This is a genomic window from Actinosynnema sp. CS-041913 (assembly GCF_050942485.1).
Lineage (GTDB): Bacteria > Actinomycetota > Actinomycetes > Mycobacteriales > Pseudonocardiaceae > Actinosynnema.
The window spans coordinates 1,281,568-1,305,844 of sequence record NZ_CP192037.1 but is presented as its reverse complement, the minus strand read 5'-3'; the positions used below and the strand labels follow the sequence as shown (position 1 = coordinate 1,305,844).

Sequence of the window (24,277 nt, the reverse complement as noted above, 5' to 3'; positions counted from 1 at the left end):
GGTGTCATGTTCCGGTTCGTGGCGGAGCCCATAGGGCCGCCTCCTGCGACAACGAGCCGGGCGAGCCTAGGCTTTGACCTCATGTCGACGTCGCTGTTCACGGATCACTACGAGTTGACGATGCTGGCCGCGGCGTTGCGCGACGGCACCGCCGACCGGCCGTGCGTGTTCGAGGTGTTCGCCCGCAGGCTGCCCGAAGGCAGGCGGTACGGGGTGGTCGCGGGCACCGGGCGACTGCTGGACGCGATCGAGGCGTTCCGGTTCGGTCCGGCGGAGCTGGAGCTGTTGGAACGCACCGACGTGGTGGACCGGGCGACGCTGGACTGGCTGGCGGACTACCGGTTCACCGGCGACGTGGACGGCTACCCGGAGGGTGAGCTGTACTTCCCCGGCTCGCCGATCCTGTCCGTGCGCGCCCCGTTCGGCGTGGGCGTGGTGCTGGAGACGCTGGCCCTGTCGATCCTCAACCACGACAGCGCGATCGCGTCCGCCGCCGCCCGCATGGTGGGCGCGGCGAACGGCCGCCGGATGATCGAGATGGGGTCGCGCCGGACGCACGAGGACGCGGCCGTGGCGTCGGCGCGGGCCGCGTACCTGGCGGGCTTCACGGCGACGTCGAACCTGGAGGCCGCGCGGCGGCACGGCATCCCGACCGCGGGGACCTGCGCGCACGCGTTCACGCTGCTGCACGACAGCGAGGAAGCGGCGTTCCGCAGCCAGGTGGAGGCGCTGGGCGCGGACACGACCCTCCTGGTGGACACCTACGACATCACGGCGGGCATCAAGACGGCCGTGGAGGTCGCCGGGCCGGGTCTGGGCGCGGTGCGCATCGACTCGGGCGACCTCGGTGTGCTGGCGCGCCAGGCGCGGGACCAGCTCGACTCGCTGGGCGCGAAGAACACCCGGATCGTGGTGTCCGGCGACTTGGACGAGTACTCGATCGCCGCGCTGCGGGCCGAGCCCGTGGACGCCTACGGTGTCGGCACGTCCGTGGTCACGGGGTCGGGCGCGCCGACCGCCGGCATGGTCTACAAGCTGGTGGAGGTCGACGGCCGGCCGGTGGCGAAACGCAGTTCGCTCAAGGAGTCCCGGGGCGGGCGCAAGAACGCGCTGCGGCGGCACAAGGACACCGGGACCGCGTTGGAGGAGGTCGTGTTCCCCTCCGCCGAGGTCCCGGAAACCGGCCCGCACGACCGGTTGCTGCCCGTGCCCCTGGTCCGCGGTGGACAGCGGGTGGAGGGGCTGGACACGCTGGCGGAGAGCCGGGAGCGGCTGCGGGCCGCGCTGGTCAGCGTGCCGTGGGAGGGCTTGAAGCTGTCCCGCGGCGAGCCCGCGATTCCGACGACGTTCCTCTGACGACGTTCCTCTAGGAGGGCTCATGACCAAGGCGCTGATCGTGGTGGACGTGCAGAACGACTTCTGCGAGGGCGGGTCGCTCGCGGTCGCGGGTGGCGCGGCGGTCGCGGCGGCGATCTCGTCGCACGTGGCCGGCGGCGACTACGACCACGTGGTGGCGACGCGGGACTACCACGTCGACCCGGGCGGGCACTTCAGCGAGACGCCCGATTTCGTGGACTCGTGGCCGGTGCACTGCGTGGTTGGGACGGCGGGCGCGTCGTTCCACCCGGAGCTGGACGTGACGGCGGTGGAGGCGGTGTTCTCGAAGGGCGCCTACGCGGCGGCGTACTCGGGGTTCGAGGGTTCATCGGGCGGTGGCGAGCGGTTGACGGACTGGTTGCGGGCGCGGGGCGTGGACCGGGTCGACGTGGTCGGGATCGCGACGGACCACTGCGTCCGGGCGACGGCGCTGGACGCCGCCGCGGCGGGTTTCTCGACCACCGTCCTGCTGGGTCTGACGGCCGGGGTGTCGCGGGCGACCGTGGACACGGCGCTGGACCGGCTGCGCTCGGCCGGGGTGGCGCTGGAGGGCGCGCCGCACGTCGCCTGACCAAGCCCCCGGCCTTGCCCGTGTGGGGCGAGGCCGGGGAGTGCGGCTGCCGCCCGCCGGGATGGGCGGGGTCGGGCGCGGTCAGGCAGGGCCAGGTGCGATCGGGCGCGGTCGGGCAGGGCCAGGGTTCGGTCGGGCAGGGTCGGGTGCGATCTACGGGGTGGGTGAGCAGGCTGCCGCGCCGACGACGACGTCGCCGGTGATGCCCGAGTCCTCGGTGAACCGGAAGCGGATGAGGTTCATGGCCATGCTGCCGTCGTTGGGATCGGGCAGGATCACCTCGCTGAACGTGACCCTCGCCAGGACCTTGCCGGCCGTGGACTTGACCTCGTGCACGTAGTTCGCCGGGATTTCCTTCGGCAGGTCCGCGAAGCCGCTCAGGGCGTCCATCGCCCAACCGCTGGACGTGCCTTTCTGGGTGCCCGTGCAGGAGACCCGCCACTTCCCGACCTTCAGCCGCGGCCCGCCCGCCGAGATCAGCGCGGAAAATTCGAAGTCGGTGCCCTCCGCGACGGACTTCGTCTCGGTCACGTTGTGCGCCGGGTCGACCACGGTCGTGGTGCAGGACGAGGTGCCCGCGCCGAACCGGATGCCCGGCTCGGACACCGCCGTGGAGGTGGCGGACGTGGGCCCCTCGACCGCGCACCGCGCTTGAACAGGCACGACGACCTGCCGGCCGGATGTGGCGAAAGCGGCCGACCCGACGGACGCGACGCCCGCCGGGTTCGCCGCGTGAGCCGGCACGCCGGTCAGCCCGAGCACCAGCGCCGCGGCCACCGCCCCGGCTCGGCGCGCGAGGATGTGGTTCATGGAATGCCCTCCTCGTAGTGCTTTTGCCTTGGAATAATCGGTGGCCGCGCGGCGGGACACCGGGTGCCGTGACCCCTAAATCACCCTTGAGGTGGAATTGACCACACGATCGGGTGCCCATTTTGCGGTGCAATCAGGAAGGAATGCGCATCGGCAACGCCGAGGAGAACAGCGCGGGCAATCCGACCAGCCGTTCCAGCGCGCCGCGCACCCGTCCCGCGGCGCACCCGTCGCCGAACGGGTTGCGCCCCGACGGCAGCCGCAGCCGCGACCCGAGCACCCAGCCGGCCTCGGCGAGGATCCGCGTGGTGTCCGTGCCCACCAGCCAGGCGTAGCCGGCGTCCACGGCGGGCATCCGGTCCGTCGCCGAGCGCAGCACCAGCACCGGCACGCCGAACGACGGCGCCTCCTCCTGGATGCCGCCGGAGTCGGTCAGCACCAGGCACGCCCGGCGCAGGGCACGCACAAGGTCGGGGTAGCCCAACGGCTCGGACACCACAATCCGGGAGTGACCGCCCAGCACCGACCGCACCGCCGAGCGCACCGCCGGGTTCGGGTGCGCGGGCAGCAGCACCCGCACGTCGCGGTGCCGGTCGGCGAGCGCCCGCACCGCGTGCAGCACGCGGTGCAGCGGCGCGCCCCACGACTCGCGGCGGTGCACGGTGACCAGCACCAGCCGGTCGGAGCCCGCGTCGAGTTCCCGTTCCAGCGCCGCCAGCGCCTGGTCGCGCACCGGCAGGTCGGCGTCGGCGACCCGCCGCACCGCGTCCACCGCGGTGTTCCCGGTGACCACGATCTCGGCGTCCGGCAGCGCCTCCCCCACCAGCGCCGTGGCCGCGTCGTCGGTGGGCGCGAGGTGCAGGGCGGCGATCCGGGCGATCATTTGGCGCGTGCCCTCTTCGGGGAACGGCCCGGCGAGGTCCCCGGTGCGCAGGCCGGCTTCGAGGTGGGCCACCGGGATGCCGCGCCAGAACGCGGCCAGCGCGCCGGCCAGCGCGGTCGTCGTGTCGCCCTGCACGAGGACGACGGCGGGGGCGCGCACCCGCAGCACGTGGTCCAGCGCGGGCGTCAGCGCGGCCAGCAGCTCGGCCTCGCGGTCGGTCGCGCGCGTCCTCAGCACGATGTCGGGTTCGAGGTCGAACGCGTCCAACGCCTGCTCGACCACGCCTTTGTGCTGTCCACTGTGGACGATGACGGGACGCAGCACGGGGTGGTCGGCCAGCGCGAGCGCCACGGGCGCGATCTTCACCGCCTCGGGTCGGGTGCCGGCGAGCAGCAGAACTTCCTTCACTTTGCTCCTTGTGTCGCGCGACCAGGTATGTCGGGCAATTTCCCCCATCGGCGCCACTTCCCGCGTATTGAAGGTTGCTGACCGTAAAGGGGGACACCGTCCACCCGAACCGCCCAATTGCGGATACCGAGAGTGGCTCATAGACCGAAGAAACCTCACATTCTCACCCGATCCGGCAATGAGGATCACCAGACGACGGGCCGATGATCACTTGATAGCCCTATCGGGTGGCCTCACTCGGATGAAGGAAATGCTCAGTGGCGTTTGTCCACCCCGAACCAGACGTCCCAACCGGGTGACCGCCGTCACGGTGGTCGTGGAGCCATCGGCGGGCCGGCGCTCGCGCACCGTCGCGTCGGACTCCGCCAGGCGTGACTTCGGTGACTTTGTAGAACTCCGACAAAGACCGCACGAGTGATCGCCCGTTAACCTCCGAGGCGAATCGATCCCTGGGAGGTCCCCCGTGTCCGTCCTCGCTGTCCCCGGTCGCCGTGTGCTGGCCGATCTGGTCCCCGGCGCGCTGGCGCGCGACATCGCCCTCGTCGTGGCGGGCGCCGGCCTGACCGGGCTGGCCGCGCAGATGGCCCTGCCGGTGCCGGGCAGCCCGGTGCCGCTGACCGGCCAGACGTTCGCCGCCCTGCTCGTCGGCGCCGCCCTCGGCTGGCAGCGCGGCGGCGCGGCGATGGTGCTGTACCTGATCGCCGGTGTCGCCGGGGTGCCGTGGTTCCAAGGCGCGTCGTCCGGCATGCCCGCGTCGCTCGGCTACGTGGTGGGCTTCGTGTTCGCCGGCGCCCTGGTCGGCCACCTGGCATCCCGCGGCGGCGACCGCACGCCGTTGCGCACGGTCGGCACGATGGCCGTGGGCAACCTGGTGATCTACGCGTTCGGCGTGCCGTGGCTGATGGCGGCGGCGAACGTGGGCTTCGCGAAGGCCCTGGCACTCGGCGTCACGCCGTTCCTGATCGGCGACGCCATCAAGGTCGCCCTGGCCGCGGGCCTGCTGCCGGCCGCGTGGGCGCTCGTCAAGCGCAAGTGACCGACCACCTGGCACAACCGGACAGGACGGCCCCCGGCCCGGTCGCCGCCGCACACGTCGTGGGCTCCACGACGCTCGGCGACCGCGTGCCGGGGTCCGACCTGGACCTCGTGGTCGGCAGCCGCTGATCGGGTACCGCGCGACCGTCATCAGACCCGGGTCGGGGAAGACGCGCTCCGGCCGGCAGCGGTGGAGTCGGGACGGCGGGGTGCCGGCCGCGTTTTGACAGTGCCTCCGGGTACCGTCTTCGCCGTGCCGTCCACCACCGCGATCCCCGCCACCAGGTCCCTGCTCGCCGCAGCCGTGGAGGCGGTCGGCGGAGCCGAGCGCGAAGGCCAGGTGGACATGGCCGAGGCGGTGGAACGCGCCATCCGCACCGGCGAGCACCTGGCCGTCCAGGCGGGCACCGGCACCGGCAAGTCGTTGGCGTACCTCGTTCCCGCGCTCCGGCACGCGGTGGTGGAGGAGTCGACGGTGGTCATCTCGACGGCCACCATCGCCCTGCAACGCCAGCTAGTGGACCGCGACCTGCCCCGCTTGGCGAAGGCGCTGCGCAAGGAGCTGGGCCGCGAACCCCGCTTCGCGATCCTCAAAGGCCGCCGCAACTACCTGTGCATGCACCGGGTCCACACCGGCGCGCCGGACGAGCCGGACGAAGCCGGCCTCTTCGACCCCTTCACGGTCTCCCGCCTGGGCCGCGAGGTGAAACGCCTCCACGAGTGGTCCTCCGACACCGAGACCGGCGACCGCGACGAACTGGTCCCCGGCGTCACCGACCAGTCCTGGCGCCAGGTCTCGGTCACCGCCCGCGAATGCCTGGGCGCGGCCAAGTGCCCGATCGGCGTCGACTGCTTCGCGGAACGCGCGAGAGCCGAGGCGGGCAGGGCGGACATCGTGGTCACGAACCACGCGATGCTGGCCGTGGACGCCCTGGAGGGCTACCAGGTCCTGCCGGACCACGACGTGGTGGTGATCGACGAGGCACACGACCTGGTGGACCGGGTCACCTCCGTGGCGACGGAGGAGTTGAGCGCATCCCTGGTCTCGACCGCCGCCCGGCGCTGCGGACGCCTGATCGACCAGAGCGTGGCGGACCGCATGGCCGAAGCGAGCGACGGCCTGGCCATGATCCTCGAAGACGCCCCGGCAGGCCGCCTGGACAAGCTGCCGCCCGCGCTCCAGGGCGCACTGCGTGCCACGAAGGACGCGGCACACGCCTGCATCACGTCCCTGGGCCCGGACCGCAAGGAGGACGTGGAAGGCGCCACGTCCCGCAAACTGGCCCTGTCGCTGTTGGACGAGGTCCACGACTGCGCAGCGCGGATCCTGAGCGCCTTCGACGACGACCACGACGTCGTGTGGGTCTCCGGCGACTTCGGGGACCGCAACAAGACCCCGTCACTCCGAGTCGCCCCACTGGGCGTAGGCGGCCTGCTGCGCGAACGCCTGTTCGCCAAACGCACCACGGTCCTCACGTCGGCAACCCTGACCCTGGGCGGCACCTTCGACACCCTGGCCCGCCAATGGGGCCTGCCGGCGGCCTCCAACGCCCGCAAAGCGGAAGGCACGGCCACCGACAAGGAACCCCCGTCCGACGCCGGCCAGCCCCGCTGGTCCGGCCTGGACGTCGGCTCGCCGTTCGAACACGGCAGCAGCGGAATCCTCTACGTGGCGAGGCACCTGCCCCCACCGGGGCGCGACGGCCTGCCACCGTCCTATGTGGACGAGCTGGAGGGCTTGGTCAACGCGGCAGGAGGCCGGACCCTCGGTCTGTTCTCCTCGATGCGAGCCGCCAAAGCGGCAGCGGAAGCACTGCGCGGCAAACTCGACTACCCGGTCCTCTGCCAAGGCGACGACGCCACCGGACAACTGGTCAAACGGTTCGCCGAAGACGCGAAAACCTGCCTCTTCGGCACCCTGTCCCTCTGGCAGGGAGTGGACGTCCCGGGCCCCGCCCTGCAACTGGTGGTCATGGACAGGATTCCCTTCCCCCGCCCGGACGACCCGCTGGCATCGGCCCGGCAGAAAGCAGTGGAGTCCAGGGGAGGCAACGGCTTCCTCACCGTGGCGGCGACCCACGCGGCCCTGCTGCTGGCGCAGGGAGCAGGGCGCCTGCTCCGCTCGATGAACGACAAGGGCGTAGTGGCCATCCTCGACCCGAGACTGGCCACGGCCCGCTACGGAGGCTTCCTACGGGCTTCCCTGCCCCCGTTCTGGACGACCTACGACCCTGAGGTCGTGAGGGCAGCCCTGAAACGCCTGGACGCAGCAGCCGACTGATACCGACAGCCGAGAACCTCAGCGGCGAACAGCCACCGTAGCCGTCCCAGGCGCGACCTCGGTGTATCCGGCATCCCGCACCACGACCGCGTCGGAACGAGCCACCAACGCATCCCACTCGGCCGAGGAGGGCGTCCGCACAGCACACCGGTAATCCAGCGCTGCCCACTCCTTCAGCTCCAATTCGGACAACGTGGGAGCAAGCAGCATGGAGGCATGCCCGACCTGGGCGGCGGCCTTGCCGGCCGTCATCTCCACCCGAGGGTTCAACCACAGCAGACGAGCCCCCGAAGGCACCGGGCCGGGAGAATCCACCGGCAACTCGCTGCCGGAGATCTGCAACCGGGACAGCTCCTTGGGCAACTCCGCCACCAACCCGGGCACGAACGCCCGGACCGAGGCCTGCCCGACCGAAACCGTCACACCGGGCAACCCCTGCACAGCCTCCCAATGTGCCCCACGAGCCCGCCGGGCCACCTTCCGGATACGCCCGCGGACCCAGGCCACCAGTTCGGCGTGCCACTCCCCACCGGGCAAGCCCCGGGGGTCCAGGCACACCGCGACCGCCGCGGCGGCAGCGGCCTCCAGCACATCCGTCCGGCAAGGCGGATCGACCCGCGGAATCCGCATCACCAGAGGCATGGCCCGCACAGCGGCGGGATCCTCCGAGTCGGCGGAGTACCGCCGATCCACCAACATCTCCAGCAGGGGGTTCACGGCCGCACCGACTCCAACCCGTCAGCCGCGTCCGCGGCTTCCACCTCGGCCCGGGTGACCCCCAGCACGAACAGCACCGCATCCAGGAACGGGTGCGACAACGCGGTGTCGGCGACCTCCCGCAACGCGGGCTTTGCGTTGAACGCGATACCCAGCCCGGCCGCGCCCAGCATGTCGATGTCGTTGGCCCCGTCCCCGACGGCCACGGTCTGCGCGAGCGGCACGCCCTCCTGCTCGGCGAACCGCCGCAGCGCCACCGCCTTGCCGGGGCGGTCCACGATGTCACCCAGCACCCGCCCGGTCAGCCGACCGCCCACGACCTCCAGCTCGTTGGCCGCGCAGAAGTCCAGCCCCAGCTCGTCCACCAGGGACTGGATCACCCGGGTGAACCCGCCGGACACCACCCCGCACCGGAACCCGAGCCGCTTCAACGTCCGCACGGTCGTCCGCGCGCCGGCCGTGAGTTCCAGCGACCGGGCGACCTCGTCCAGCACGGACTCGTCCAGGCCCTCCAGCAGCGCCACCCGCCGCCGCAGCGACTCGGCGAAGTCCAGCTCCCCGCGCATCGCGGCGTCGGTGATCTCCCGGACCTGCGGCTCGACGCCGACGTGCGCCGCCAGCATCTCGATCACCTCACCCTGGATGAGCGTCGAGTCCACGTCGAACACGACCAGCCGCTTGGCCCGCCGCGTCAACCCGGCGCGCTCCACCGCGATGTCCAGGTCGACCCGCACCGACACCTCGGCCAGCGCCTCGCGCAACGCCGCGTCCGCGTCCGCCGTGTCGGCGGCGACGGAGACCCGCAGTTCCAGGCCGGTGACCGGGTAGTCCGCCACGCCCCGGATGGCGTCTATGTTGACCCCCAGCGAAGCCAGCCGACGAGCCACCTCGGTGAACCCCCGCGCGGTCACCGGCCGGCCGAGCAGGATGACGACGTGGCTCGACTCCAGCCGCGCGGTGCGCTTGGAGTCCGCCCCGATCTCCACCTCGACGTGCATGGACACCGTCGCCATGGCCTGCTCGACGGACTCCTGCAACCCCTCCGGGTCGTGGGCGGCGGCGACCAGCACGCCGAGCACCAGCCGACCCCGGATGACGACCTGCTCGACGTCGAGCACGTCCACGCCGTGCCGGGTCAGCACCGCGAACAGGACCGAGGACACGCCCGGCTTGTCCGGGCCGGTGACCGTGACGAGCACGGGCGTGGCGGTGGGGCTGTGGGTGGCGCTGGTCTTGCCGGCGGCGCTGGGCTTGCTCACTGGTGCTCCTCTGCCAGACAGCGACGAGCCCCGACGCCGGCGGGCGGTCGGGGCTCGTCGTTGAACCTGCGCTCAGGTTACTTGTGGTCGGGGTCGCTGGACTCCGACGCTGTGCCGGACTGCACAGCCTTCCCGGCGAGTTCCGAGGGCGCGGGCTTGGCCTGGTCGTGCGGGATGGCCTTGCCGGTGAACGTGACGTGCGCCTCTTCGTGCAGCCGCTCGATCATGTGCGGGTAGTGCAGCTCGAAGGCCGGGCGCACGGAGCGGATGCGGGGCAGCTCGGTGAAGTTGTGCCGCGGCGGCGGGCAGCTCGTGGCCCACTCCAGCGAGTTGCCGAAGCCCCACGGGTCGTCCACGTGCACGGTCTCGCCGTAGCGGTAGGACTTGAAGACGTTCCAGATGAACGGCAGCGTGGACGCGCCCAGGATGTACGCGCCGATCGTGGAGATCGTGTTCAGCGTGGTGAAGCCGTCGGACGGCAGGTAGTCCGCGTACCGGCGCGGCATGCCCTCGTTGCCCAGCCAGTGCTGCACCAGGAACGTCGCGTGGAAGCCCAGGAACGTGGTCCAGAAGTGCAGCTTGCCCAGCGGCTCGTCCAGCATCCGCCCGGTGATCTTGGGGAACCAGAAGTAGATGCCGGCGAACGTGGCGAACACGATCGTGCCGTACAGCACGTAGTGGAAGTGCGCGACCACGAAGTAGGTGTCCGACACGTGGAAGTCGATGGCCGGGGCAGCGAGGAGCACACCGGACAGACCGCCGAAGAGGAACGTCACGATGAAGCCGATGCTGAACAGCATGGGCGTCTCGAAGGTGAGCTGCCCCTTCCACATCGTGCCGATCCAGTTGAAGAACTTGATGCCGGTCGGCACGGCGATGAGGAACGTCATGAACGCGAAGAACGGCAGCAGCACCGCGCCCGTGGCGTACATGTGGTGCGCCCACACGGCGACGCTCAGCGCGGCGATGCCGAGGGTGGCGTAGACCAGGCCGTTGTAGCCGAAGATCGGCTTGCGGCTGAACACCGGGAAGATCTCGCTGACGATGCCGAAGAACGGCAAGGCGACGATGTAGACCTCGGGGTGCCCGAAGAACCAGAACAGGTGCTGCCAGAGGATCACACCGCCGTTGGCGGGGTCGAACACGTGGGCCCCGAGGTGGCGGTCGGCGAGCAGGCCGAGCAGCGCGGCGGTCAGGATCGGGAACGCCAGCAGCACCAGCACGCTGGTGACCAGGATGTTCCAGGTGAAGATCGGCATCCGGAACATGGTCATGCCGGGCGCCCGCAGGCAGACCACGGTGGTGATCATGTTGACCGCGCCGAGGATGGTGCCCAGACCACCGATGACCAGGCCGGAGATCCACAGGTCGGCGCCGACGCCGGGCGAGTGGATGGCGTTGGACAGCGGCGTGTACGCGAACCAGCCGAAGTCGGCCGCGCCGCCGGGCGTGAGGAAGCCCGACATCACGATCAGACCGCCGAACAGGTACAGCCAGTACGAGAACGCGTTCAGGCGCGGGAACGCCACGTCCGGCGAGCCGATCTGGAGCGGCAGGATGAAGTTCGCGAAGCCGAACACGATCGGGGTCGCGTAGAGCAGCAGCATCACCGTGCCGTGCATGGTGAAGAGCTGGTTGAACTGCTCCTGGCTGAGGAACTGCATACCCGGCCGGGCCAGCTCGGTCCTCATCAGCATGGCCATCGCGCCGCCGACCATGAAGAAGGCGAAGCTCGTGACCAGGTAGAGGATGCCGATCTGCTTGTGGTCCGTGGTGCGGAACATCCGCAGCAGGAACGAACCCTTGACCGCCTCGCGAGTCCCGAAGGGCCGCGTTGCGATCGGCTGCGGGGCTACGGCCGTCACGGTGCCTCCTGCACTGTCTGGTTCTGGCGTTGCCTGGGGTGGCTGGCCACCTTGGCTCATCGGATCGTAGACGGGGTGGTTCTGGGGGGTGCGGCTGGGCTGGGTCCTGGATCAAGGGAGGTAGCGCAGCTCACAGTGTTGTGGGGGCGCTGTTGTGGGGGCGCTCGTGGTCGGCCCTCGATGTTGGGCGTGCTTGTGTCGCGCTGGCTCTGGGTCGAAGAGCGTTCAAGCGTCGCTTCGGGTGCTTGGTCGAAGAGCGGTGGTCTCGTCGGGTGCTTGGTCGAAGAGCGCGCTCGCCGCTGGGCTGGCCGCCAAGGATGATCACAAGGGCAGGAGTCGGGCGTCGTGCCATCCCCGTATGGCCTGGTCAAAGACCACCACCCTTGGGTGGGGAGCGCAAGCGAAAAGCGTGCTTGCACTCCCCACCCAAGCGCGGTCCCCTGCGGGCAGGCCATACGGGGATGACACGCAGCCCACCGACAGGAGTGCGCGCTGCGCGCGCCGACTGCGAAGAGCGTGAAGCGCGCCACGGCAAGAGCGCGAAGCTCGCCACGGCTGAGAGCGCGGTTAGCGGCGGAGTAGGCGGCGGAGGTTGGGGGATGCCACGAAGGCCGCGCCGGCTGCTACCAGGGCCAGGCCGATGGACAGTAGCCACAGGGAGCCGAAGCCGGTGTTGGCCAGGTCTCCGTTTGTGCCGGGGGCGGCTGCGGCTGGGGACGTGGTGATGGTGGTGGCGGGGGCCGGCTGGGTTTGGCTGTTGGGGGGTGTGGTGCTCGTGTTGTCGTTCGGTCGGGTTGTGCTGGATTGGGTTGAGGTGGGTGGCGTTTCCGCCTTTTCCGCGCAGACGAACCAGTGGCTGATGCCGGCGGGCTCGTCGCTTGCGTTGAGGGGTGGGTGTAGGTCCAGCCAGGGCAGTTCGCCTAGTGGCACTACGTTGGCCGGTGGCGTGGCGTAGTAGATGTTGTAGGCCGAGCTGCCCTTGACCACTACCGCCGTGATCTCGTAGCCGGTCGGGTTCGCGGTGATGTCGATGTTCGTGCCTTCGACGCTGTAGCCGCTGGTCGGCTTCAGTTCGTCGCCGGGTAGGCCCAGTGCGTCGCAGGCGTCGTTCTTCTGCCCGATGTCGATGTTGCCCTCGTGCACGGTGGCTCGGGGGTCGCCGGCCTCGTGGGTTTTTCCGGGCTCTGCCGACGCTGGGGCGGCGGTGGTCAGTGCGGTCACCGCTAGGACGGCGGCTGCTCCGAACAGGCGGCGGGCCGTTAGGCGCATGGGGGTGCTCCAGGCAAGGGTGGGGACGGACGGTGGGATTTAACTCGGCCGAATGTCCCTCTATCGAGTTACGGCGTTTGGCAGATGCGGGTTGCTACTAATTCGTTATGCCGCTGTGAGGTGTGCTGGGACGATCGTGTTGTGCGTGGGGTTTTCCGAAAAGTTCTCGCGTTAGCTGCTCGGGAGGGGTTTCCCACCGAACGGCCGTGGGTGCTGAAGAGGGGTAGCAACCTCTTGGTCCACTTGCGGCCGGCGCCTGTGGTTGCTCGGGTCGGCACGGTCACCGCGATGGTGCGTGGGGACGTGTTCGAGCACTTCAGGCGGGCTGACGAGGTTTCCCGCTTTCTTTCCTCGCGGGGTGTGCCCGTGGTTGAGCCGGTGGGTGTCGGGCCGGTGCGGTGGGACGGGCTTGTTGTCTCGTTTGCCTCGTATGTCGAGCACGATCCTGGGTGGCGGCCGGACTCCGCTTCCTTCGCCTCGATGGTTGCCGAGTTGCACGCCGAGCTTCGGCACTTCCCCGGGGACCTTCCTGTCGCCGGGCCGCTGCGCGATATCGACGCCGTGCTCGAACTGGCCGGTGGTCCGTCCGAGTTGGTCTCGGCTCGGGACGAGTTGTCGGCGCGGTGGCCTGAGTTGCCTGTCCAGGCGTTGCACGGGGACGCTCATCCGCGCAACGTGCTGCTCACTGACCGTGGTCCCGTGTGGAACGACTTCGAGGACGCCTGGCTCGGGCCGGTCGGTTGGGACGTTGCCTGTGCCGCCCGCAGTTCCCTGCTGGTCCGGGAGGTGGTGGCCGGCGCGTATCCCGCCGATGAGCTGGCGTACTGGATCGAGCTTCGGGAGCTGTTCGGTCGGTGTTGGCAGCTTGCGGTCGATATTTACCGGGCTCGAACACGGTTGAGGATCTGATCGCGGTCTTCGCCGGCGGGGCTGCCTGCACCGTACCGTTGGCCCATGTTGGAAGCGTTGTGGGACAAGGCCGTCCGGGTGTTGGGTGGGCGGCCGGGCACGGCCGGTGACCTGAGCGCGAGGTATGCCGAGCCTCATCGCGGCTACCACAACACGGATCACGTCCTCGCTGTCGTCCGCGATGTCGTGGACCTGGCCGCGCACCGCACCGAACAAGAGCGGGCGGTTCTGACGTTGGCCGCGCTCGCGCACGACGTGGTCTACGACGGCGCGCCCGGTGACGACGAGCGTTCGAGTGCGAAGTGGGTCGGAGAACGGCTCCACGAGGCCGGCGTCGATGCCCGCGAGGTCGTGGCCCTGGTCCTGGCCACGATCGACCACACGGCCTCGGACGAGCTGACCGCCCTGTTGCTGGACGCGGACCTGGCGGTTCTCGGCGCCGCGCCGGAGGACTACGAGCGGTACCGCTTGGCTGTTCGCGCGGAGTACGCGCACGTGTCCGAGGAGGCCTGGCGGGTCGGGCGTTCCGCCGTGCTGCGGGGCCTGGTGGAACGCGATCCGCTCTACGCCACGGCCCGAGCGCGCGACCGCTGGGAGTCGCGCGCCAAGCTCAACCTCGCCGCCGAGTTGGCGGCCCTCAGCGGCCGGCCATGAGCGTGTCGAACGTGGGGAACGACTTGGCGATCTCGCTGCCGGTGAAGTTGCCGACCCAGCCGTCGTCGTCGTGGAAGAACCGGATCGACACGTAGTCCGGCCGGGTGCCCATGTCGAACCAGTGCGTGGTGTTCTTCGGCACGCTCAGCAGGTCGCCCGCCTCGCACAGCACGGCGTACACGCGTGACTCCACGTGCAGGTAGAACACCCCCGCGCCGCGTGCGAAGAACCGGTCCTCGTCGTCGTCGTGGGTGTGCTCGGCGAGGAACTTCAACCGTGCCTCACCCGCCGACTCCAGCCACGCCGGGTCGTCCGACGGGGTCATCTCCATGGCGTCGACCATGACGTACCCCTCGGTCTCCGTGACCCGGTCGACCTGCGCGCGGTACGCCTCCAGCGCGTTCTCCCTGGTGACACCGGGGATCACCGGCCACTGCTCGTAACGCACGCCGAGCTGCTTCAGCTCGTCCGCGATCTCGACGGGATCGGCGGTGCGCACCACCACGGTCCCGGGCCCGGTGTCCGGCCACACGGTCAGCAATGTCATCGCGAGTCCCTCCTCGTCTCGACCTTGAAGCGCAGCAGCCATTCCAGGCACTCCAGCCGGTGACGTGCCTGGCGCAGGTCGTCACCCCACACGTACACCCCGTGCCGGGCCACGATCAAGGCCGGCACGTCCTTGCGGAAACCGGCTTCGAACGCGTCGCCGAGCGCCCGCATGTCCTGGTCGTTCGGCACGACCGGCACGACGACGAGGTCGTCGTGCGCCCGTCGGCCGAAGCCCTTCAGCATTTCCAGGTCGCGCAGCTCGACGCCGTCAGGCCAGTGCTCGGCGGCCACGACCGGGGCGAGCGCGTGCACGTGGACCACCGCGCCCGCGCCGGACACGGCCGCGATCCGCCCGTGCAGCCCGGCTTCGGCGGACGGCACGCGCACCGGGTCGTCGGTGCGCCCCTCGGCGTCGACGACCACCACGTCGTCGGCGGTCAGCTCGCCCTTGTCCCGGCCGCTGACCGTCACCGCCAGCCGCAGCGGATCCCGTTCCACCACGACCGAGAGGTTGCCGGACGTGCCGCGCATCCAGCCCATCGCGGCGTACCGGGCGCACTCCGCCGCCAACGCCTCGCCGGAGGTCACAGCGCAGTCACCGTCCTGTGCGGACTGAAGTCCGCGTCGCCGTAAGGCTCACCGGGCCGTGCCACGCCGACCGTCCGCCACCCCGCCTCCGCCGCCGCGTGCAGCTCGGCGGGCACGTCGGAGTAGAACGTGATGTCGTCCGACCCGAGCACGGAAGCGATTGCGCGGTAAGAGGAAGCCTCCCGCTTCGGCCCCGCGTTGACGGTGTCGAAGTGGTGCTCGAACAGCCCGCGCAGGTCACCCTCCGCGGTGTGGCCGAAGAAGGCGACCTGCCCGGCCACCGAGCCGGACGAGAACACGGCCAGCCTCACGCCGTCGTCGTGCCACTTGCGCAGCGCCGGGACCACGTCCGGGAAGAACTCCGCCACCAGGTCGCCGTCCGCGTACCCCTGCTGCCAGATCAAGCCCTGCAACGTCTTCAGCGGCGTGGCCTTCCGGTCGGCGTCCATCCAGCCGTGCAGCACGCGCACCAGCTCGTCCGTCCCGCCGTCCACACCGGACAGCTCCCGGACCTGCCGGACCGCCTCCGCGACCACCGGGTCGTCGCCGTGGGCGTCGATCCACGGACCCAGCCTGGGGCGGGCGTAGTCGTACAGCACGACCAGCACCTGGTCGGTGGCGGACAGCGTGCCCTCGATGTCGAGCACGACCCATTCAGTCATGGACTTCCTCGCCGTCGTAGTACTCGGACAAGCGGCCGGGATCGTACGCGCCCCGGTCCGTCACCACCGACGACACGAACCGGGGCGGTGTCACGTCGAACGCCGGGTACCACCCCTTTCCGCGGTCGCTCGCGGTGCGCATGCCCAGCGTGTGCAGCACGTCGTCGCCGGGCCGGAACTCGATCGGCACGTCGGCGGCGGTGGGCGCGAGCCGGTCCGGCGCCTGCACCATGGCCAGGAACGGCACGGCGAACGCGGACGCGGCCACCGCGAGGCCGAGCGTGCCGACCTTGTTCACGACGTGCCCGTCCATGGTGACCCGGTCGGCGGCGGTCAGCAGCACGTCGACCTCGCCGGAGCTGAACGCCACCGCGCCCATCCCGTCGGTGACGACCGTGGTGTCCACACCCATCTCGGCCAGCGTCTCGGCGGTCAGCCGCGCGCCCTGGAGGTAGGGCCGGGTCTCCGTGCAGAAGAACCGCAAGCGCTTGCCCCGCGCGGTCGCCGCCCGCACCGCCTCGATCAGGTACAGGTCGGCCCAGCAGTGCGTGAGCACCGTGCCCTCGGCGGGCAGCAGCGCGGCGGTGTGCTCGCCGAGCGCCCGGCTCCGGCTCCGGTACCGCTCGTCACCGGCCAGCGCGCCGGCCAGCGCGCCCGCTTCGAGGTCGTCGGACGCGGCCACGCCCGCCAGCACCGCGGCGACCGCCTTGCGCAGGTGGTTGTTGGTGCGCCGGGTCTCGACCAGCATCCGGCCGGCCCGCTCCAGGTAGGCCCGGCCCTCGTCCCCCGGCAGCCCGCGGGCCTCCCGCGCGGCCAGCACCATGCCCCACAACGCCGCGAAGTACGGGCCGGAGGACTGGGTGACCATGTCCTCGATGGCCTTGGCGACCTCGGCGACGGTCGCGCAGCGCACCCACACCCGGTCGAACGGGAAGTTCCGCCGGTCCAGGATGTGCACGCCGTCGTCGGCGAGCCGGACGCTGTGCGCGAGGACCGGTTCCATCAGCTATACCCGGTGAACGGGGCGTGCTCGCCGGTGAGGAAGTACGCGCCGACCTCGCGCGCCTTGTACGACACGGGGTCGTGGAGGGTGAGCGTGCGGGCGTTGCGCCAGAACCGGTCGAAGGCATAGCCGCCGGCGGTCGCGCGGGCCCCGCACAGCTCGAACACCTTGCTCGTGGTCTGGTTCGCGACCTTCGTGGAGACGACCTTGGCGGACGAGATCAGCGCGGCGGTCGCGGCCCGTTGCTCGACGGTCAGGTCGTCGCCCCGGTCGCTCGCCTCGCCCAGCGCGGCGGCGGCGTGGTCGGTCAGCAGGCCGGCGGCTTCGACGTCGGCGACCAGTTCGCCGTAGGTCGCCAGGACGTACGGGTCGGCGGTGGCCGAGTCGACGCCGGACAGGAACCAGGGGCGGGTCGTGTTGCGGGTGTACTGGGCGGCTTCGGCGAGGGCGCCTTCGGCCAGACCCACGTAGATCTGGGCGAGCGCGACCTGGAAGCCGAGCGCGGCCAGCGACTGGCGGGGGCTGGTCTCGTCGTGCTCGCCGAGCACCCGTTCGGCCGGCACGAACACGTCCGCGAACGTCACGCCGCCGCTCGCGGTGAGCCGTTGCCCGATGTTGTCCCAGTCGCCCGCGTAGCCGATGCCCTCGGCACGGGCGTCCAGCGTGAAGGTGACCTTCCGGCCGTCGTCGGTGCGGGTGGCGCTGACCACGAGGCGGTCGGCCACGGACGCGCCGGTGGCGAACGTCTTCCGCCCGCTCACCTCGAACCCGCCGGCCACCGGTGTCAGCCGGAGCGCCGCGTCCAACGGGTTGCTGACCCCGGCCCAGAACAGGTCGCCCCCGTCCTCGGCTCGGCCGCCGCCGAACAGCCCCTGCCGCCACACCTGGAGGTAGTGGTACCCGAGCAGGTGCCCGATGTTGGCGTCCGCCGCCGCGACCACCCTGGTCACGGCCTGCTGGGTGCCCCAGTCGGCGACCGCCAGCAACCCGGACCGCCGCAACGCGCCGACCTCGGCCACCGGCTCGGCCCCGAGCCGGTCACGCTCGGCGGCGTCCACCCGCAGCGCCGCGGCCACCTCGTCGGCGACGGTCAGCCACTTCTGCCGACCATCGGTGCTCGTCATCCCAACAGCCTCCGGAACTCGCTCCTACCCAGCCTGCCGAGCGTAATCGCCGCCAGTGAGCCGAGGTTGAGCGTTCCGCCACATGGGAGACCGTCCGGGCGGGCCCTCAGCCGCCGACCGGCACGTATTCGGCGTAGTCGGCCAACCCGAGGACGTCCAGCACGTGGCGCGCCCCGGAGATGCGCCACGCGTGCCGCGCGCCGATCCGCCGCACGAACGTCGCCCACCGCCGCCGGTCCTCGGCCAGCGCCTCCAGGTACTGGACGCACAGCACCGGCCGGATGGCCTCGCACCGCTTCCGCGCCCCGAGCAGCGCCATCTCCATCCGGTGCGCCTCGTCGTCGCCGCGCACCCCGTCCCGGACCTTGCCGAGGATGCTGTCGATCAGCGCCAGCCGCCCGGCCAGGTACTTCTCCCAGTACCCCACCGCGCGGGCCTCGGCATAGCGGCCTTCGTCCAGCAGCGCGAACACGCCCTCGGCGAGGCAGTCCCCGAACTCCTCCACCTGGGCCCGCGCGTCGCTCGCGAACGGGTCGTAAGGCTTCTGGATCACCCGCCCGGTGACCGCCGAGCCGCGCAGCCCGTAGTCGTCCAGCAGGAAGAACCAGTCCTCGTTGTAGATGGTCGGGAAGAACGACTCGGTCGACTCCCGCCCGATCACCAGCGCCCCGCCGCCGATGAACGTGCCCTGGTCGCCGCCGGTCTCCCGGTGGGCGTGGCACACCACCGAGTTGTCCGGGAACCCGCGCACGGCCAGGCCCACGGCCGCGATGGACGCCGACAGCAGGCCCGCCGCCACCTCCAGGTCGGCGGGCGCGGGCACGGTGATGTCGTCGTCCAGGAACGCCACGTGCTCCCAGTCCATCAGCCTGGCGATGACCAGGCCGAGGTTGCGCTTGAGGCTGGTGTCGGTGCGGCGGTCGAAGTCGGTGCCGCGCAGCAGCTCCGTCGTGGCGAACCTGGGCAGCACGGTCGACGGCAGGCGGTCCACGTCCACCGCGATCAGGTCGACGTGCGAGGCGAGGGCCACCGTCTCGGCCACCGACGCCTGCCCGCTGCACAGCACGACGAGCGTGGACTCCAGGGTCCGCGCCAGCGACACGGCCTCGGTGAGGAACGGCGTCGGACGGTTGGTCGGCACGATGATGGCGTCGATCCCCGCCGTGGCGCACCGGGCGGTGTCGACGGGGGTCAACAGGTTGTCGTGTGACTCGTGGTGCTCGACGGTCACCGACGTGGTGGCGTTCAACCCTGGCCCTCCGGCCATTCGTAGAGGCGGGACTCGGGCAGGTTCCAGTCCGGTGTGACCACCTGCCCGTTCACGACGGAGACCCTGGTGAGCACGCTGTAGGCGGCCAACCCGGCGAAGGTCCTCCGGAGGTACTCCGCGTTGCGGTCCCGGAACCGCTCGTCGGTGAGCGCACGCACCGCGCCGAGGGTTCCCCGGCCGTACATGCCGTTGCAGATCGTCACCGTCCGCTTGTGGTTGAACGGGTTCGGTCCGCGGTAGAAGTGCGCGATGTCCTCGTGGAGGACTTCGTGGTCGTCGAGCCGGCCGAGCTTCGGCGCGAAGATCCGCTTGGCGTCGCCCTGCCCGACGACGAACCCGCCCGACTCGGCCTCGACGTGCCGGGTGACCTGGCTGACCGGCAGGTCGACCCGGTCCAGCAGCTCGCGGGTGACGACGTTCCAGTCGACGCCGCCGAGCAGCACCAGGTGCGAGGTGTAGTCGTCCGGGGCGAGTTCGGAGGCGATCCGGAACGCCACCCGGCTGCGCGGGTTGAGCGCCCGGATGTGGCCGTGCAGCTCGATCAGCGCGTCCAGGTCCGCGTACGTGTACAGCTCGACGTAGTCCGGCTGCGTCGGATCGGCGTACGGCATCTTGTCGCGCATCGACTTGGGCAACTGGGCGACGACGATGGTGATGTTGTTGCGGTCCGGGAAGTACCAGAAGTCGCGGCGGCCGTTGCGGTCCACGTCGGCCACCGCACCCGCGTCGGGCTGCCCGGCCTCCCGCAGCGCGGTCAGCTCGGCGAGCAGGTCCTCGCGGTGCTGGAGCTCCTCCGGGGTCAGCTCGTCCAGCGGCAGCAGCCGGTACGGCTTGCGGGCCACCGAGCGCCTCGTCGCGAAGAACGTGGCGTACGCGGCGAGCCTGCCGACCGGCGGCGCCTTCGGGTGCGTGCGGCTCTCCCACGACGACAGCAGCGGCACGCTGGTCGACTTCTCGGCACTGAACGCAGCAGCGAGATCGCTCTGCGTGATCATTCGATCCGGCCAGTGCTCTTCACGCAGCGCCCGCAGGCGGTGCGCCAGCGCAAAGGAGTCATCCGGTCCGACCACGTCGCCGCGCCCTTCAGTTAACTTCAGCATACAAGCTGAAGAGGGCAACATACACGAAGTCGGGCCAAATCATCGACCCGATAACCCCTGAACACCCTTGCCAGGTTCATACAGGCACCTTACTCTGAAGCTCGCTGAGGTTTACTCAACTTCAGTGAGCTAAGTGAAGTTCACCCAGGAAGCCATCCGGGGGTTGCCATGAACACGCTTGCCGCTTTAGCTCAATCGTCCGAGACCACCGAGTGGACGCCGCTCGTGGTGGTCATCCTGATGGGCGCGATGGCGCTGGTACTGGGCCTCGCTCGGCTGCTGCGCCGCGTGCTCGGCCTGCTGACCCGCGTGGTCGTGTCGGCCGGCGCGGCCATGACCGGGCTCGCCACGGTGCTGGCCGGTTGCACGGTCCTGACCACACTCGTCCTGTTCTACACCCGCTGACGAGACAGGTGCGGCGGAGCCCCTTCGACTACGGTGTGCGGGCCCGTATCGAAGGGGGATTCGCACGATGGACCTGTCCCGCAGATCGTTCTCCGGGGGGACCGCCGTCGCGGAGGAGGTCGCCGCGCCCCTCGGGACGACCGCGTTCGGCGAGTCCCACCCGCACCGGGCGGCCACCCCGCACCTGCTCCAGGCCGAGCAACTGGTCGGCTACCTGTCGCTGCCCACCTGCCCGCTGGCCAACAACACCTACAAGAGCCCGGCCCAGCCGAACATCGTGACCTGGGGCTCCCCCGGCGACGCGACGACCTGGTTCAACCAGAGCCAGTGCGCCTCGTTCCAGACGGCGGTGCTCAAGCGGACCTACCCGTGGGCCACTTCGGGGTTCTTCAGCAGGCACTTCGGCCTGGCCAGCCCGTTCGCCCGGGACTACCGGGCGGCGTTCGAGCACTCGCGCATCCCGCACTTCCGCCGTGTGCGCCGGGTCGCCGACCTGCGGCCGGGCGACCTGATCGCCATCGACTACCGCAACGACCAGGACACCAACACCGGCCACATCGTCATGGTCCGCTCGGTGCGGGGCACCTACGTGGCGCCCGTGGCGAGCCTGAACTTCCCCGGTGAGACGCAGTACGCCGTGGAGGTGGTGGACTGCACCGCCGAGCCGCACGGCGTGCACGGGGTCGGCAGCTACTTCGCGTTCCCGGACAGCCGGATCTTCAACTCCACCGCGCGGACCGGCGGGGCGGGCTTCGGGCACATGATGTTCTACGCCTCCGACCGGACCGGTGGGTTCACCCGGTACCGGTGGAGCGTGAACACCTCGTCGGGCGGCGCATACCCGCTCGCGCAACGGCCGGTGTCCGCCGCCAGGATCGTCTGACGGCGGATCGGCCGCGGTGGTGCCGTTGCTCCACGAGCGCTTTCGGATGGCCTCGGTGATCTGTGGCTAGAGGCCGGTGATGTTCCGGATCCACGTGCGGTGCGCGGAGGCGTCCGAGTAGATCCACGGGCCTTGGCCGCAGACCGCCGTGGTGCCCCGGGACGCCGCGCCCGCCAGGTGCCAGACCGTGCCGACCTTGAGGATCGCCGGGCTGCCGGAGTCGCCTTGGCACGCGCCCCGGCCGTCGCCGCCGACGCACAGCTCGGCCGGGCCGGTGCCGCACCGGCTGTCGGGCAGCACGGGGGCGTCCACCTCGCGCAGACCGAGCGGCAGGGGGTCGGTGCAGGTCGCGCACGTCCTGCCCCAGCCGAGCAGGCGGACCGTCGAGCCGATCGGCACCGACACCGCGATCTGCACCGGTTGGTGGGTGACCGGGGCGCGCAGTCGCAGCAGCGCCACGTCGGAACCCGGGTGCTGCACGAACTGGGTGACCAGCTCCAGGGTGCCGCCGGAAGTGCGGTTCACCGAGCCGACCCGGACCCGGAGGTTCGACGGGCTCGTGCCGGTGACGCAGTGCTTGGCGGTGAGTACCCAGCCCGACTGGACCAGGGCGCCGCCGCAGAGGTGGCCGCCGTTGGTGTTCTGCAGGGAAGCGACGAAGGAATACGCCTGGGAGGCGGGGCCTCCGCCGATGATCCGGGGCACGGGGTCGGCGGTCGCGGTGGGTGCGACCAGCATGAGCAGGGCGACCAGCAGGGCACGCATCGGTGAGTGCCTCCTCGGTGGGCCGGAAGGCGCGCGGTGCACGCCTTCCGGCTGGGTGGGTTAGGCGCGCTGCCAGAGTGCCGGGACGTTGGGCGGTTCCCAGCCTGGCTGCGAGGTGTGCGGTTGGCGGCACTTGTAGGCGACGCCGTCGAAGGTGACCGTCACGTCGATCGGGTACGTGATCCATGGTGCCCAGCCACCCGACGGCACGCCAGAGGTCGTTGTGGTGGTTGTGCCCGTGGACGTTCCCCCGTTGTCCCAGGGGACTTGGGCCGAACGGTAGAAGTTGACGCCCAGAGCGGTCCACCGGGGCGCCTGCGCGCCGAGGCGGACCTTGAAGGCGTCCCAGTTGTGCGTCGACCACGGCGACCAGCCCAGCTCCGAGATCACCGCCAGGCGGGGGAACGCCATGAAGTCGATGTGCGCCGGGGTCACGATCGTCTCCGTCCACAGTGGAGCCTCGACGCCCCGGACGGCCGACTCGGGCACGCCGCTGAGGTGCGTGCCGGGGTTCCAGTTGTAGGCGTCCTGCACCTCGATGAACCCGGCCCAGGACAGGCCGAGCGGCGTGCTGGAGTTGTACTTCATGTCCAGGTACGCCTTGTTGGCCGGGGACATCAGCACCTTCGCGCCGCGCGCCGCGGCGGCCTGGACGATCGCGTTGGACGTCGTGGTGCCCCAGTACTGGGGGACGGCGGAGGTGTCGGTGGTGGTCTTGATGAACTCGTGCCAGCCCATGGCCTTCTTGCCGTACTTGGCCACCAGCGGCAGGGTCTTGTTCATGAACGTCTGGTAGTCCTGGTCCGTGGTGGCGCTGGCCTCGTCACCGCCGATGTGGAAGTACGGCCCGGGGGTGATCTCGGCGATCTCGCGGATCACGTCCTCGACGAACTTGTACGTGACGTCCTTGCCGACGCACAGCGAGCTGTAGCCGACCGCGATGTCCGTGCGCAGCGCCGGGGCGACCCCGTTGCAGTTGAGCTCGGCGTACGACGCGAGCGCCGCGTTCGTGTGGCCCGGCAGGTCGACCTCGGGGATGACCGTGATGTGCCGTGCCGCCGCGTGGGCGACGATCTCCTGGTACTGCGCCTTGGTGTAGTAGCCGCCGGGCCCGCCGCCGACCTGGGTGCTGCCGCCGTGCGTGGCCAGCCGGGGCCAGGAGTCGATGACGATCCGCCACCCCTGGTCGTCCGTCAGGTGCAGGTGGAAGTAGTTGACCTTGTACAGGGCGAGCTGGTCGAGGTACCGCTTCACCGTGGCGACCGGGTGGAAGTGCCGTGCCACGTCCAGCATCGCGCCCCGGTGCTGGAACCGCGGGTAGTCGGTGATGTTCGCGCCCGGCACCGTCCACGGTCCGGTCTGCGGGGTGGCGCTGTCCACCTTGCCCGGCAGCAACTGCCGCAGCGTCTGCACGCCCGCGAACAGCCCGGCCGCCGTGTTGGCGCGGATCGTGATCGCGGCCGTGGTGACGCCGAGCTGGTAGCCCTGGTCGCCGACCGTCGTCGGCGCACCGCTCAGCAGCAGGGCGATCCCGTCCGTCGGCGTGCCGGTCGTGTCCTCGACCGGGAACGGGTAGCCGGTGGACGGCTTGAGGAGGCCCGCCAGGTAGTCGCCGACGCCGTGGGCCGCCGGCGCCGTGTAGATCTTGGTGGTGGCGCCGAGCGTGTGCGCCGCCCCGGAGACCGCCTGGACGGACACCGGCACCGGCACGAGGCTCTGGAGGGGTTCGGCCGCGGTCGCGGTGATCGGGTTGGAGCTGACGTTCCACACGACGGTCGCGCCGAGCAGCAGCACCAGGACGGCGAGCGCGCGCGCCACCCTTGCTTGGAGTTTCATCGTTGGACCTCCTCCGGGGCAGGCGGCGGCCTCCGGGGTCAAGCGTGCGTACCC

At 70.7% G+C, this 24,277-nt stretch carries 24 protein-coding genes; 9 read left to right on the top strand and 15 right to left on the bottom strand.

Translation table 11 applies throughout. The features are described 5' to 3' along the window. Window positions 1-81 precede the first annotated feature (81 nt). Window positions 82-1,356, top strand: a complete 1,275-nt coding sequence (locus ACQPZF_RS06405; RefSeq protein ID WP_433269243.1) for a nicotinate phosphoribosyltransferase — start codon at window positions 82-84, stop codon at window positions 1,354-1,356. A gap of 22 nt (window positions 1,357-1,378) precedes the next feature. Further along, window positions 1,379-1,948, top strand: coding sequence for an isochorismatase family protein (locus ACQPZF_RS06400; protein WP_433269241.1), 570 nt, complete (start codon window positions 1,379-1,381; stop codon window positions 1,946-1,948). Window positions 1,949-2,101: 153 nt separating this feature from the next. On the opposite strand, the gene ACQPZF_RS06395 is transcribed toward ACQPZF_RS06400, so the two are convergent. After that, on the bottom strand, window positions 2,102-2,758 hold the full coding sequence (locus ACQPZF_RS06395) for a hypothetical protein (RefSeq protein WP_433269239.1): 657 nt from the start codon (window positions 2,756-2,758) through the stop codon (window positions 2,102-2,104). A 133-nt stretch (window positions 2,759-2,891) separates the two neighbouring features. After that, window positions 2,892-4,049, bottom strand: coding sequence for a non-hydrolyzing UDP-N-acetylglucosamine 2-epimerase (gene wecB / locus ACQPZF_RS06390; protein ID WP_433269237.1), 1,158 nt, complete (start codon window positions 4,047-4,049; stop codon window positions 2,892-2,894). Between the two features lie 463 nt (window positions 4,050-4,512). Here wecB and ACQPZF_RS06385 point away from each other — a divergent pair, with 463 nt between their 5' ends. From ACQPZF_RS06385 to ACQPZF_RS06375, 3 genes are all read left to right on the top strand, one after another. Continuing rightward, on the top strand, window positions 4,513-5,085 hold the full coding sequence (locus tag ACQPZF_RS06385; protein WP_433269235.1) for a biotin transporter BioY: 573 nt from the start codon (window positions 4,513-4,515) through the stop codon (window positions 5,083-5,085). Then, window positions 5,082-5,213: a nucleotidyltransferase domain-containing protein gene (locus tag ACQPZF_RS06380; protein WP_433269233.1), complete on the top strand. Its 132-nt coding sequence runs from the start codon at window positions 5,082-5,084 to the stop codon at window positions 5,211-5,213. The genes ACQPZF_RS06385 and ACQPZF_RS06380 overlap by 4 nt, the downstream gene beginning before the upstream one ends. Window positions 5,214-5,430: 217 nt before the next feature. Beyond that, window positions 5,431-7,365 (top strand): ATP-dependent DNA helicase, encoded by a 1,935-nt coding sequence (locus tag ACQPZF_RS06375; RefSeq protein ID WP_433274450.1) that lies wholly within the window; start codon window positions 5,431-5,433, stop codon window positions 7,363-7,365. An 18-nt stretch (window positions 7,366-7,383) separates the two neighbouring features. Here the strand turns inward: ACQPZF_RS06375 and ACQPZF_RS06370 are convergent, their stop codons facing one another. The 4 genes from ACQPZF_RS06370 to ACQPZF_RS06355 form a co-directional block, all read right to left on the bottom strand. Next, entirely contained in the window at window positions 7,384-8,064 is a 681-nt protein-coding gene (locus ACQPZF_RS06370; protein WP_433274448.1) for a peptidyl-tRNA hydrolase, read from the bottom strand. 14 nt (window positions 8,065-8,078) lie between these two features. Continuing rightward, the gene (gene serB, locus ACQPZF_RS06365; protein WP_433269231.1) at window positions 8,079-9,341 is read right to left on the bottom strand and encodes a phosphoserine phosphatase SerB; all 1,263 of its coding nucleotides are present in this window, start codon (window positions 9,339-9,341) and stop codon (window positions 8,079-8,081) included. Window positions 9,342-9,418: 77 nt separating this feature from the next. After that, window positions 9,419-11,206 carry an aa3-type cytochrome oxidase subunit I gene (ctaD, locus tag ACQPZF_RS06360; RefSeq protein WP_433269229.1) on the bottom strand — a complete coding sequence of 596 codons (1,788 nt, stop codon included), beginning with the start codon at window positions 11,204-11,206 and terminating at the stop codon, window positions 9,419-9,421. A gap of 567 nt (window positions 11,207-11,773) precedes the next feature. Then, a complete protein-coding gene (locus ACQPZF_RS06355) occupies window positions 11,774-12,427 on the bottom strand; it encodes a hypothetical protein (protein ID WP_433269227.1) in 654 nt (217 codons plus the stop codon). A 351-nt stretch (window positions 12,428-12,778) separates the two neighbouring features. Between ACQPZF_RS06355 and ACQPZF_RS06350 the strand changes: the two genes are divergently transcribed. Together ACQPZF_RS06350 and ACQPZF_RS06345 are read left to right on the top strand one after the other, a co-directional pair. Then, window positions 12,779-13,384, top strand: a complete 606-nt coding sequence (locus ACQPZF_RS06350) for a phosphotransferase family protein (protein ID WP_433269225.1) — start codon at window positions 12,779-12,781, stop codon at window positions 13,382-13,384. Window positions 13,385-13,429: 45 nt separating this feature from the next. Next, window positions 13,430-14,038 (top strand): HD domain-containing protein, encoded by a 609-nt coding sequence (locus tag ACQPZF_RS06345; RefSeq protein ID WP_433269223.1) that lies wholly within the window; start codon window positions 13,430-13,432, stop codon window positions 14,036-14,038. Here ACQPZF_RS06345 and ACQPZF_RS06340 read toward each other — a convergent pair. The 7 genes from ACQPZF_RS06340 to ACQPZF_RS06310 form a co-directional block, all read right to left on the bottom strand. Beyond that, entirely contained in the window at window positions 14,022-14,585 is a 564-nt protein-coding gene (locus ACQPZF_RS06340; RefSeq protein ID WP_433269221.1) for a 1,2-dihydroxy-3-keto-5-methylthiopentene dioxygenase, read from the bottom strand. The two genes, ACQPZF_RS06345 and ACQPZF_RS06340, sit on opposite strands and share 17 nt — an antisense overlap. Beyond that, window positions 14,582-15,175: a methylthioribulose 1-phosphate dehydratase gene (gene mtnB, locus ACQPZF_RS06335; RefSeq protein WP_433269220.1), complete on the bottom strand. Its 594-nt coding sequence runs from the start codon at window positions 15,173-15,175 to the stop codon at window positions 14,582-14,584. The genes ACQPZF_RS06340 and mtnB overlap by 4 nt, the downstream gene beginning before the upstream one ends. Next, complete coding sequence (gene mtnC / locus ACQPZF_RS06330) at window positions 15,172-15,837, bottom strand: acireductone synthase (protein WP_433269218.1); 666 nt, start codon at window positions 15,835-15,837, stop codon at window positions 15,172-15,174. Before mtnC ends, mtnB begins: the two co-directional genes overlap by 4 nt. Continuing rightward, on the bottom strand, window positions 15,830-16,840 hold the full coding sequence (locus tag ACQPZF_RS06325; protein WP_433269216.1) for a methylthioribose-1-phosphate isomerase: 1,011 nt from the start codon (window positions 16,838-16,840) through the stop codon (window positions 15,830-15,832). Before ACQPZF_RS06325 ends, mtnC begins: the two co-directional genes overlap by 8 nt. Next, the gene (locus tag ACQPZF_RS06320) at window positions 16,840-17,964 is read right to left on the bottom strand and encodes an acyl-CoA dehydrogenase family protein (protein WP_433269215.1); all 1,125 of its coding nucleotides are present in this window, start codon (window positions 17,962-17,964) and stop codon (window positions 16,840-16,842) included. The genes ACQPZF_RS06325 and ACQPZF_RS06320 overlap by 1 nt, the downstream gene beginning before the upstream one ends. Window positions 17,965-18,070: 106 nt before the next feature. After that, on the bottom strand, window positions 18,071-19,213 hold the full coding sequence (locus tag ACQPZF_RS06315) for a hypothetical protein (protein WP_433269213.1): 1,143 nt from the start codon (window positions 19,211-19,213) through the stop codon (window positions 18,071-18,073). Further along, window positions 19,210-20,334: an XRE family transcriptional regulator gene (locus tag ACQPZF_RS06310; RefSeq protein WP_433269211.1), complete on the bottom strand. Its 1,125-nt coding sequence runs from the start codon at window positions 20,332-20,334 to the stop codon at window positions 19,210-19,212. Before ACQPZF_RS06310 ends, ACQPZF_RS06315 begins: the two co-directional genes overlap by 4 nt. 168 nt (window positions 20,335-20,502) lie before the next feature. Between ACQPZF_RS06310 and ACQPZF_RS06305 the strand changes: the two genes are divergently transcribed. Continuing rightward, window positions 20,503-20,739: a hypothetical protein gene (locus tag ACQPZF_RS06305; RefSeq protein WP_433269209.1), complete on the top strand. Its 237-nt coding sequence runs from the start codon at window positions 20,503-20,505 to the stop codon at window positions 20,737-20,739. Between the two features lie 67 nt (window positions 20,740-20,806). Continuing rightward, window positions 20,807-21,622, top strand: coding sequence for a hypothetical protein (locus tag ACQPZF_RS06300; protein ID WP_433269207.1), 816 nt, complete (start codon window positions 20,807-20,809; stop codon window positions 21,620-21,622). Window positions 21,623-21,688: 66 nt separating this feature from the next. Here ACQPZF_RS06300 and ACQPZF_RS06295 read toward each other — a convergent pair whose 3' ends face one another. After that, a complete protein-coding gene (locus tag ACQPZF_RS06295) occupies window positions 21,689-22,387 on the bottom strand; it encodes a S1 family peptidase (protein WP_433269205.1) in 699 nt (232 codons plus the stop codon). Window positions 22,388-22,447: 60 nt separating this feature from the next. Beyond that, window positions 22,448-24,223, bottom strand: coding sequence for a family 20 glycosylhydrolase (locus tag ACQPZF_RS06290; RefSeq protein WP_433269203.1), 1,776 nt, complete (start codon window positions 24,221-24,223; stop codon window positions 22,448-22,450). Window positions 24,224-24,277: the final 54 nt, after the last annotated feature.